Source organism: Ruegeria sp. HKCCA5426, assembly GCF_013034585.1.
Lineage (GTDB): Bacteria > Pseudomonadota > Alphaproteobacteria > Rhodobacterales > Rhodobacteraceae > Ruegeria.
The window spans coordinates 1-11,269 of sequence record NZ_WQGH01000025.1 but is presented as its reverse complement, the minus strand read 5'-3'; the positions used below and the strand labels follow the sequence as shown (position 1 = coordinate 11,269).

Here is an 11,269-nt window from a genome sequence, read left to right as displayed (position 1 = left end):
CTCTGTTCAGCTCATCACTTTCTGCGTCAGCAACACGTTGTTTTTCAACAGAATCGGCGGAAAGCGGTCTTTCGCTGCACGTGCAATGGAAACCTTTCTTCGGGGGAAAGCGGGCGTTGGATTTCGTCCTATGCACGGGGGTGTTGCATTTAGACGCCAGGGAATTCGCCAATACCAGCAGTCGGCTTTCCAAGAACATGCTGTTTTTCTGTCTCAAATCTGAGCGTCCCGAAATCTCACAATTTAAATTTTTCGGGGAAAAGTCCGCACAAGAAACGTCTGATAAGATCAACAGAGCGTCGTCGTGAAAAACCCTGCATATCTGTTAGGTAATTGACCCACATACCTTCCAGCAAAGCCAGCGTTCCGGCAGTGGCATCGTCCACCAAGTTTGGGTCACGCTCGTTTTTTTGAGCTATCTCCTTAAACGCAAGCCGCAATGTCTCGACAAGTTTTTGATCCTGAGTGCTGCTGTAGCGGGCAATGCCTGGGTGTGTGCTCGCGATGCCGCGAAATGCATGCCAGATTTTTGTACTTCTTGGATTGAGCAGTGCTTCGGACAGATCCGCCTCGATCACAGCCATCACTCGGTCTTCGGGCGATGCATCCGAGCCCAGATCGGTCATTTTGTCCATCTCGGAATAATATTGGGCACTGAAATGCTGGGCTGCTGCCGTCAGCAAATTGTCCTTCCCGCCGAAATGCAAATGGATCATTCCGCGTGACAAACCAGAACGCTCGCAGATGCAGCTGACCGTCGTCTCGGTGACTCCAATATCCGCGATAGAGTCCAGAGTCGCCTTGATCAGAAGTTGCTTACTGGCATCTGGATCACGTTTCGAGCCACGTTTTCTTCCTCTAACGTTTTCCACTTTATTCAATAATTCCATTTCCTTGATAGCATCACTCAAGTCTTTCTCACAGGAAGATTGACACGAAAGACCGTTCTGGCGCAATATTTAATGGACGATCGTCCATTAGTGACTCGTGAAAATCCGGATGGGAGTTTGGGTAATCTTTCGTAGCGAAGCATCCCGGGGCTATACCCTCAGCGCACCAGCCACGGCTTATGTGGGCTTTCTGGTGGCGGCTCCGTTGTTGATCCTGATCGCCTATTCGTTCTGGACGCAAACCTACGTAACGCTCGACAAGACGCCGACACTAAAAAACTATAGCGACGCGTTTGCTGATCCTCTGGTTAGACACTTAATGCTAAGGTCGATCTGGATTGCCGGAGCAGTTACAGCAGTTACTGTCGCACTGGCATATCCCATCGCTTATTTCATCGCGATGAAGGCCCGTAAAAAGACCATCTGGCTTCTGCTCATCACCATTCCATTCTGGTCTAGCTACCTCCTGCGTGTATTTGCGTGGAAACTCATCCTGGGGTTCAACGGCGTAATGAATTCTGCACTGCTGATGCTTGGTCTGATCGACGAACCGCTCGACTTCCTTCTCTACAATGAATTTGCAGTCGTGCTGACGCTTGCCCATGCTTGGGCGCCATTTGCGATCCTGCCGATCTATGTCTCATTGCAGAAGATCGATCCGAGCTTACTAGAAGCCGCCACCGACCTCGGTAACAGCCCTTTTCAACGCTTCATGCGGGTGACGCTGCCACTAACCATCCCGGGGATCATTGCTGCTTGTCTGATCATATTTATTCCCACGGTAGGTGACTATGTGACCCCGGCACTGGTTGGCGGGTCGGATGGAAAGATGATCGCCAACCTTATTCAGGTGCAGTTCGGGGCCGCCAACAACTGGCCACTCGGCGCCACCCTTTCACTGATCGCGATGCTATCGGTTGGCTTTGTCGCTATAGTGTTTGTAATTACCGCCACCCGGCTAGGGAGGCGGATAAGATGAGACGCCCTTCGACCCTGACAGCCTACGCCTTTCTGTATTTGGTTTTTCTTTACCTGCCGGTCCTTTTTCTGCCCTTGTTTTCATTCAACAGCGGCACAATCGTTGCTTTTCCCATCAAGGGCTGGACGCTGGACTGGTATCGGAAGCTGGGCGAACAGGATACCTTGATCCAGGCCCTTTGGAATTCGCTTGGCGTCGGCACCGTCGTGGCACTTCTTTCTACCGCTATGGGATTGTTCGCCGCCCGCGCCTTTGTTCGGTACCGTTTTCGGGGTCAGCGTGCTGCGGAAGGTCTGGTGATGCTGCCTTTGGTTATACCGGGCATTATCGTCGCTTCTTCAATGCTGGTTCTGTTTTTGTTTATCGGTCTTAAGCCGTCTTTGCTGACCGTCGTTCTGGGTCATACATTTCTTGCGCTGCCGTTTTCCGTCTCGATCCTGAAGTCTGCGTTTGATGACTTCGATGCGTCGCTGGAGGAAGCATCATACGATCTAGGTGTCGGCGTGTTCGACACCTTCCGCCGCGTGACGCTTCCGGTCGTTTCCCCGGGTATCGTCGCAAGTTTGCTGGTCACTTTCACAGTCAGCTTCGACGAGTTCGTGCTCGCCTTTTTCCTGTCCGGCAACCAACCAACCTTGCCAGTCTACATCTGGAGCCAGATTCGTTTCCCCGCCAAGCTTCCAAACGTTTTGGCCTTAGGCTCTATCCTGCTGCTTTCATCGGTTCTACTTTTGGTGCTAGCCGAGTATTTCCGGCGCCGCTCATCCGCATCAGGGGTCCAATGACAGAAAAAAACATCATCGAACTCAGGGGCGTCGAGAAACGCTATGGCACTTTTCTTGCGGCTAGCGGGATCGACCTCGATCTCAAGGAAGGCGAGTTTTTCTCACTCCTCGGCCCATCGGGATGCGGCAAAACCACGGTATTGCGGATGATCGCTGGTTTCCAAGAGCCGACCAAAGGCACCGTACTGATCGACGGTCAGGATATGGATGGTGTGCCTGCCAACAACCGCCCGACGAACATGGTTTTTCAGAGCTACGCCATCTTCCCGCACCTGAATGTTGGAAACAACGTGGCTTATGGATTACGTGGCAAGGCCCCCAAGGCCGAAATCGACCAGCGTGTGGCCGAAGCCTTGGAAATGGTCGAGCTGGGCGGTCTTGAGGATCGCGGCGCAAGTGAGCTGTCAGGCGGGCAGCGGCAAAGGGTGGCGCTCGCCCGTGCGCTGATCATGCGACCCAAAGTATTGTTGCTGGATGAGCCCTTGTCGGCCTTGGACAAGAAGCTGCGCGAGCAGATGCAATTTGAAATGCGTAATCTGCAGCAATCGCTGGGTATCACCTTTGTGATGGTCACACACGACCAATACGAGGCGATGACAATGTCTGACCGCATTGGCGTGATGTTCAATGGGCGGCTAAAGCAGGTGGATACGCCAACAACGCTTTACGCCCGGCCCTGCGATCAGCAGGTTGCCAGTTTCATCGGTGAGATGAACATTTTGCCTGCCCAGTTGCTTGAGGAAAATGGCGATACGCTTTCAATCGACGCGAAGGCCTTTGGCCAAATGGAGATTGAAAAAAACCCCAACGTCGCAACCAGCGCCCGAGATATGAACATCGGTATTCGACCCGAACAATTGGAAATCACCTCTGAAAAACCCGAAGACTATCCATCAACTGTTCAGGGCAAAGTCAGCAACGTCGCCTTCTATGGCGAGAACATTCACTACCACATTCAGGTTGCGGAAACCGACAAGCCGATCTCGGTCTCGGTTCCGAACTACTTTCACACGGTTGATTTCAATCGCGGCGACGCAGTTTGGCTGGGAGTCCAAAGCGCCAGCGTGATCGATCTTGGCACTGACACAGAATAAGACAATGGGAGGAAAAAAATTGAAACTTCAGGGAATTGCGGCCTTCGCATGTGCGACGGCAATAAGTACAGGAAGCGCCAGCGCCGGTGGAGCTGATCTAACGGTATTTGACTGGTCGGGATATGAAGACCCGGGATTCTTTGCCAGCTACATGGAAAAATACGGGAATGAAGCACCGAGCTATTCCTATTTCGGTAGCCAGGAAGAAGCCTTTACCAAGCTAAGCTCCGGATTTACAGCTGATTTAGCGCATCCTTGTTCCGACGCGGTCAGAAAATGGGTCGCAGCCGATCTGATTCAGCCGCTGGACGAAAGCAAGCTGACCAATTGGGCGGATGTGCTGCCCGAGATCAAGGAGGTCGACGCCATCGTTCTGGACGGCCAGCTTTACATGTTGCCGTTCGAATGGGGGAACACGGGCCTTATCTATCGCACCGACAAGATCTCGGGGGACGATATCTCACTGCAATTGCTGGCCGACCCGGCCTATGCCGGTAAGATCGCTATCCCGGATGCCGCATCATCTGCTTATGCGTTAGCGGCGCTGGCTACTGGAAATGCTGACGACTACACCAACTTGAGCGATGAGCAGTTCAAGGAAGCGTCTGACTTCCTGCGCTCGATCCACCCGAACATGCGCTTTTACTGGTCCGACGCAGGTCAGTTTGACCAGGCCATGACCAGCGGCGAGATCGAATTCGGTTGGGCCTGGAACCAGTCAGAACTAAACCTGATCTGGAATGAGGTGCCTGCCGCGATGATGCGAGACGTCGACAAGGGTATCGCGACCTGGGCGTGCGGCTACGTGCATCTGAAATCATCCACGACACCGGTCGATCAGGTCTATGATCTGTTGAACGCGCTTACCGACCCGGCCAGCGGTCAGTACATCATCGACAACTGGGGCTACCCGCATTCGAACGCAAAAGCGTTCGAAGTTGCCGATCAGGCCAACATCGAAGCCTATGGTTTCTCCGATCCAAAAAGCTTCTTCGAGGGCAGTTTGTTCTTTGATGCGGTGAACCCCGAGCTTGAGGCAAAAATGCTGGCGGAGTTTGAACGGATCAAGGCCGGCTTCTGATTCAACAGTATCTCCGGGGCCAACCAGCCCTGGAACACAAACACAGGAAAACGCGTGAACATGTCAGACGCGAACCCATATGCTATGCTCTTGGAACCGGTTCAGATCGGGCCAGTCACTGCCAGGAACCGCTTCTATCAGGTGCCTCATTGCACCGGGCTGGGGCACCTCCGACCAAGGGCGGATGCTGCCGTTCGTGGAATGAAGGCCGAAGGCGGGTGGGCGGTGGTTTCCAATCAGGAGACCGAGATTCACCCGACTTCTGACCTTTCTCCTTACGCCGAAGGGCGGCTATGGGACGCGCGCGATGTGCCCGCGTTGCGGCTGATGACAGACGCAGTGCATGCACATGGTGCGCTGGCGGCTATCCAGCTGGTTCATAACGGCAATCATGCGCAAAACCTGCTTACCCGCGCCCCGGTTCTTGCACCTTCCGAAATGTCTGTCGACACTACACACCCCAAGCAGGCGCGGGCTATGGATAAAGCCGACATTCGGGAATTTCGCCGTTGGCACCGCGAGGCCGCCTTGCGCGCGAAAGATGCCGGATTTGACATCATTTATGTGTATGCCGGGCACAACATGACATTGGCGCAACATTTCATGCTGCCGCATATGAACCAGCGTAGCGATGAATATGGTGGGTCGCTCGAAAATCGCGTGCGTCTGACACGTGAACTGCTGGAAGACACTCACGAAGCCGTGGGCGACAGCTGCGCTGTGGCGTTCCGTTTTGCTATTGATGAGATGATGGGTGCCGGGGGCATGCAGGTAGGAGAAGAAGGCCGCGCCGTTGTCGAGCTTTTGGCCGATCTTCCTGACCTATGGGATGTGAATGTGGCTGACTGGTCCAATGACAGTGCCACGACTCGTTTTCAGCCAGAGGACGGATATCAGAACGCGTTTCTGTCCCACGTTAAACAGATCACCCAAAAACCTGTGGTTGGTGTCGGTCGCCTGACATCCCCCGACATGATGCTGTCGATGGTCAAAAAAGGAATTGTCGACCTTATCGGTGCCGCGCGGCCATCCATTGCGGACCCTTTCATACCAAAAAAGATCGGGGAAGGCAGGATCGACGAAATCCGCGAATGCATCGGCTGCAATATCTGCGTGTCGTCGGACAATCTGGGTATCCCGATCCGATGCACTCAAAACCCTACGATGGGTGAGGAATGGCGACGCGGTTGGCACCCCGAGATCATCGCGCCGAAAAAGAGCAACGCGGATATTTTGGTTGTTGGCGGTGGCCCTGCCGGTCTTGAATGCGCCATGCAGTTGGCAAGGCGAGGATATCAGGTGACCTTGGCCGAAGCGTCAGCCGAATTGGGCGGGCGGGTTACGAAGGAAAGCAAACTTCCCGGCCTCGCAGCTTGGTCCCGCGTCGTCGACTATCGTCTGCATGATTTAAAGCAACGCGGCAACGTTCAGCTTTTCACTGACAGCAGGCTTGATGGCGATCAAGTGGCAGAGCTGGGCGTCGAACACGTCTTTGTGGCCACCGGCAGCCGTTGGCGAACCGACGGCATGGGCCGTAACACCCAGCGCCATGTGCCACAGATCGAGCAAAGCGCCAATGTGCTGACGCCTGATGACATAATGAATGGTGTTCTACCGCCTGATGGCCCGGTCATGATCTATGATGACGATCATATCTATCTGGCAGGAGTGATCGCCGAAAAATTGGCGACGGCAGGATACCAGGTGGTCTTTGTCACGCCGGAGAATTTGGTTTCAGCTTACTCCATCAATACTTTGGAGCAGCCTCGCATTCAGGCCCGTCTGATGGAGCTTGGTATCGACATTCGTTGCAATCAGGTGCTGACGGCGGTTCAAGGTGACATGGCCCGCATCGGTTGTGCCTTTACTGGTCGCGAAATGGATATTCCATGTGCCTCGACAATTCTGGTCACTGAACGTCAGCGTGAGACGACGCTATATGACAGCTTGCGCGGGCTCAGGTTGAAAACCGTCGAACTTATTGGCGATGCCGCTTCTCCAGGGCTGATCGTCGACGCAGTCTTCGCGGGCCACCGCGCGGCCCGTGATTTTGAACGCCCCAAGGCAGAAGCAGACCAGGATTGGTTTCGCCGCGAGATAATCGATTTGGAGGAAACGAGATGAACAGCCGACCGTTTGAGTTGGATGCGCTGATAGCCTCGCACCAGTACGGCCACGCCCTGCCGCGCGAATTCTATACCTCCCAAGACATCTATAACTATGACATCGCCCGGGTCTGGAACCGCAACTGGCTTTGGGCAGGTCACGTCAGTCAAATCCCAAGCCCCGGTGACTACTTCCTGTTAGACTATGGCCCGGAGAGCATTATCGTTGTTCGCGACCGCGATGGCGACATTCGTGCTCATTTGAATGTCTGCCGCCATCGCGGATCTCGCGTCTGCACTGAACAATCCGGCAACGCCCGCGTTCTTGTTTGCCCCTACCACGCATGGACATATGAGCTATCAGGAAAACTTCGTGCAAGTCACAATATGGGGGAACAATTCGACCCGTCAAAGTTTGGGCTTCTTCCCGTTCAGGTGAGTGTCTTCAAGGGCCTGATCTTTGTCTGTGCCGATGCAAACACCCCATCACTTGATCCTGTCCTCAGCAAACTTGAGCCACTCGTCGAACCCTATGGCCTGAACGATTTGAAAGTAGCGCATACCGCGTCATTTCCTGTTCCCGCGAATTGGAAACTAGCGGTTGAGAACTACCTTGAATGCTACCACTGCGGGCCAGCTCACAAAGAGTATTCTCGCTCCCATAGCTTGAAATCACCGCAAGACATGGCTGGTTTGGTCGAACCGCTAAAGGCTAGGGCTGTAGAAGCCGGGCTGTCACCCAATGAATTGACTCTTGTCGGCGACGCTGCGCTGACCCCATTTACCAGCGGGTACTATCGTCGCTATCCGCTTTACCAAGGCTACAAAACCGGCAGCCAATCGGGCGAGGCACTTGCACCATTGCTTGGAACGCTCAAAGGCTTCGACGGTGGCGCAACAGACTTTGATATTGGTCCGTTGAATTGGTTCCTGATTTATTCGGATCACATGGTCGGCTACCGCTTCATTCCACGAGGCTTACAGGAAACCGACATTCAGGTGGTCTGGCTGGTTCGCGCTGACGCCGAAGAAGGCGAAGACTACGACAAAGAAGACCTGACCTGGCTTTGGCATGTCACATCTTTGGATGACGAACGCATCATTCGCCACAACCAGTCCGGCGTAAATTCTCAATACTTCCAACCGGGCCCCTTGGGCGAGATGGAAACCTCGATCCAGGACTTCTACGATTTCTATTTCAACATGATCAGCCCGGACCCAGAACAAAGGATGTCCGGTCATGGCTGAGGCAAAATTACGCCGTCGCGGCGGCGGCGGACGCGCCGCGCGCATCAAGGTTCAACAGGCTACCACGGGCAATGAGGCCGTACGTGGAGGCCTAAGTGGCGGCCGCTATAAACCGCTGACCCAAGCAGATATGGAGAACATCCATCAAGCGGCCTTAACCGTTGTGGAAAACACAGGCGTTACCGACCATTTCCCGGAATTGCTTGATCTGGTGCTTCCCAAAGGCGCAGTTTTGAATGACCTCAATAGGCTGTGCTTCCCCCGCGCCCTTATGGAAGACATCCTGGCGGCTGCCGCCAGAGAGTTTTATGTCTATGCCCGCGGTGAGCGTGCAGGCAAAGACGACATGCATTGCTCGGACGAGAGTGTCTATTTCGCCAACTCTGGCACCGCCGTCACAACCTTCGATTCCGAGACCAAGTCCTATCGTCCATCGGTTCTGCGCGACGTTTATGATTTCACCCGACTAGTGGACCGCTTGGACAACATCCATATGCTGGGCGACACAGTTTTGGCCACCGACGTGACCGATGATTTCGCTCACGACATGAACACCATATATGCGATGCTCGCAGGCAGCCAAAAGCCTGCCTGTCTGACCTTTCGCGACCGCAGCCATATCCCGCATGCCATCCGCATGTTTGATTTGGCTCACGGTGGTGAAGGGGCTTTCATGAAGAAGCCAAGCGTCATATTTGGCGGCTGCCCAATGGTTTCCCCCTTGCGGATCGGCAAGGAGAACATGGAAATCCTGATTGATACTGCCAAACTTGGTCTAACTGTCGATCTGGCCGTGCCTCCTCAGGCCGGGGCCACAGCCCCCGCGACGCTTGCGGGAACACTGGTGCAAACCGTGGCCGAAACGCTGGCCTGTGTTGCCATTGTAAACCTCATCACACCGGGCTGTCCGGTCTGCTTTGCCGCCTGGCCCTTCATCACAGACCTGCGTAGCGGATCGTTCACCGGCGGCAGCGGTGAACAGGCTCTCATCGGGGCGGCAGCCATTCAGATGGGCAATTTCTACGGCCTTCCCACATCCGTTGGCGCAGGCATGACCGATGCAAAAATACCCGACGCGCAATACGGGTTGGAAAAAGCACTGACCTTCACGCTTGCCGCCCATGCCGGTGCCAATCGTTTGTGCGAGTTCGGCGGTATGATGGGTAGCCTGATGGGATGCAGCTTTGAAAGTATGGTCATCGATGACGAAGCGGGTGGTATGATCCTGCGATCGTTGCGCGGGATAGAGGTCACGGATGAAACCATGGCGGTAGATGTGATCCACCAGTGTGCCATCGACCCAGGTCATTTCCTCGGTAACCCTCACACGCTGAACTATATGAACACCGAATTTGTCTACCCGCGGCTCATGGATCGTGAGCGTACAGATACATGGGAAAACGAAGGCAAAACTGATCTATTGGACCGCGCCCGTGACAAGGCCAATTCCATTCTCGACAGCCATTTCCCCAACTACTTCGGCGCCTCAGACGCTCAGGTGCGCGAAGAGTTCCCAATTGTGATGAGCGCAGAAAGCATGGCCCGCCGTGGATAACTCTAACGCCAAGCACTGGGACAACGACCATTTCCTGCACCCGTGGGAAGGAATGGCAACTTTGGGCAAAAGCGACCGCACTTTTATCGAAGGTGCCAGCGGCATCCATGTGGTTAACGAAATAGGCGAACGCTTGATCGACGGACCAGGCGGGATGTGGTGCACTCAGATCGGTTATGGGCGAGAGGAGATGGCCGAGGCCATGGCTGAGCAGGCTCGAAACCTCGCCTATTTCTCTCCCTTCAACAACGCCAACTCAACTGCCGCGCTGTTCGCACGCGAAATCGCCAAACGTGCGCCGGGCGACTTGAACAATGTCTTTTTTACCACCGGCGGTTCGACTGCGGTGGATACGGCTATCCGCTTTGTCCACTTTCGAAACAACCTTTTGGGTCGGCCCGAGAAAAAGAAGATCATTTCAAGGCAAAAAGCCTATCACGGAAGCACTTATCTGGCGGCCAGCGTCAGTGGAAAAGAGCGTGACAGGCTTTGGCTAGACAAGGCGGATGACCTCGCACATTTCCTGCCCGACGTGAATCCGCTCTACCGTTCACCTGGTCAAAGCGACGAGAGTTTTCTAAAGGAGAAAATTTCCGATCTTGAAAACGCCATTGTAGCTCTTGGCCCCGAAAACGTTGCCGCTTTTATCGCCGAACCGGTTCTGGCATCTGGCGGCGTGATCGTGCCGCCGAATGGATACCACAAAGGCTGCCTAAACATCTGCAAGAAGTATGATGTTCTATATATCTCCGACGAAGTGGTTACGGCATTTGGGCGATTGGGCCATTGGTTTTCGTCAGATGCTGTTTTCGGCATTCAGCCTGACATAATCACTTGTGCCAAAGGAATGACATCTGGGTATGCGCCGATGGGTGCCGCGGTTATCTCTGACCGATTGATCGCAGACGTTGGAGGAAAAGATGCGACCTTCTCAAATGGCTACACCTATTCTGGTCATCCGGTTAGCGCGGCTGCGGGTTTGAAGAGCATTGAGATCATAGAGCGGGAAAAACTTCTCGAACACGTTCAAAAGGTCGCTCCGGTTTTTCAGGATCAGCTGCAGCATTTGCGACAGATTGATATCGTTGCCGATGTGCGCGGGATGGGGTTGATGGGATGCGTACAATGCTCAGTCGATGGTGATCCCCGGAGTGATCTGGGATGCGACTACGAGATTGGCGGCCAGATCGATATAGAATGCCAAAAACGTGGGTTATTAGTTCGACCTATTATCAACATGTGTGTTCTTTCACCGCCCCTTATCATCAGCGAAAGTGAAATTGAGCAGATGTTTTCTATCTTGCGCAAGGGGCTTGAAGCGACACGAACGTGGCTTGGCGGAATCAGTGAACAATGAAGAGCTTGCGCCACTGTTGCGGATGTCCGCAGACCGGTATGCCACCGCAGCATTTGAATTCCGTCCTAAATGTCCGCAATGGGCCGTTGTCACACATCCCGACAAAATGACTTATCGGCAGCTTGGTCCGCAACTCGGACATAAAGCCTAATTTGCTGAATGCCCGGTCTCGGTG

The 11,269-nt window shown here is 54.1% G+C and carries 10 protein-coding genes; 9 read left to right on the top strand and 1 reads right to left on the bottom strand.

What is annotated here, in order from left to right; translation table 11 throughout:
* Nucleotides 1-223 (top strand): hypothetical protein (locus GOV87_RS20370; protein WP_217360920.1); only part of this gene is annotated, 223 nt, incomplete at its 5' end.
* Nucleotides 224-236: 13 nt separating this feature from the next.
* Here GOV87_RS20370 and GOV87_RS20225 read toward each other — a convergent pair.
* On the bottom strand, nt 237-911 hold the full coding sequence (locus tag GOV87_RS20225) for a TetR family transcriptional regulator C-terminal domain-containing protein (protein ID WP_254447441.1): 675 nt from the start codon (nt 909-911) through the stop codon (nt 237-239).
* Between the two features lie 88 nt (nt 912-999).
* On the opposite strand from GOV87_RS20225, the gene GOV87_RS20220 reads away from it, so the two are divergent.
* Genes GOV87_RS20220 through GOV87_RS20185 form a run of 8 tightly spaced genes read left to right on the top strand, consistent with a single transcriptional unit; the run spans nt 1,000 to nt 11,094 of the window.
* Nucleotides 1,000-1,869: an ABC transporter permease gene (locus GOV87_RS20220; RefSeq protein ID WP_170549885.1), complete on the top strand. Its 870-nt coding sequence runs from the start codon at nt 1,000-1,002 to the stop codon at nt 1,867-1,869.
* The gene (locus GOV87_RS20215; protein ID WP_170752062.1) at nt 1,866-2,654 is read left to right on the top strand and encodes an ABC transporter permease; all 789 of its coding nucleotides are present in this window, start codon (nt 1,866-1,868) and stop codon (nt 2,652-2,654) included. The genes GOV87_RS20220 and GOV87_RS20215 overlap by 4 nt, the downstream gene beginning before the upstream one ends.
* A complete protein-coding gene (locus GOV87_RS20210) occupies nt 2,651-3,748 on the top strand; it encodes an ABC transporter ATP-binding protein (protein ID WP_170752059.1) in 1,098 nt (365 codons plus the stop codon). Before GOV87_RS20215 ends, GOV87_RS20210 begins: the two co-directional genes overlap by 4 nt.
* 19 nt (nt 3,749-3,767) lie before the next feature.
* Complete coding sequence (locus GOV87_RS20205) at nt 3,768-4,829, top strand: extracellular solute-binding protein (protein ID WP_234899375.1); 1,062 nt, start codon at nt 3,768-3,770, stop codon at nt 4,827-4,829.
* A gap of 60 nt (nt 4,830-4,889) precedes the next feature.
* On the top strand, nt 4,890-6,953 hold the full coding sequence (locus tag GOV87_RS20200; RefSeq protein WP_171125943.1) for an FAD-dependent oxidoreductase: 2,064 nt from the start codon (nt 4,890-4,892) through the stop codon (nt 6,951-6,953).
* Entirely contained in the window at nt 6,950-8,182 is a 1,233-nt protein-coding gene (locus GOV87_RS20195; protein WP_171125941.1) for an aromatic ring-hydroxylating dioxygenase subunit alpha, read from the top strand. The genes GOV87_RS20200 and GOV87_RS20195 overlap by 4 nt, the downstream gene beginning before the upstream one ends.
* Complete coding sequence (locus tag GOV87_RS20190) at nt 8,175-9,737, top strand: trimethylamine methyltransferase family protein (protein WP_171212953.1); 1,563 nt, start codon at nt 8,175-8,177, stop codon at nt 9,735-9,737. Before GOV87_RS20195 ends, GOV87_RS20190 begins: the two co-directional genes overlap by 8 nt.
* A gap of 52 nt (nt 9,738-9,789) precedes the next feature.
* On the top strand, nt 9,790-11,094 hold the full coding sequence (locus GOV87_RS20185; RefSeq protein WP_234899391.1) for an aminotransferase class III-fold pyridoxal phosphate-dependent enzyme: 1,305 nt from the start codon (nt 9,790-9,792) through the stop codon (nt 11,092-11,094).
* Nucleotides 11,095-11,269 lie beyond the last annotated feature (175 nt).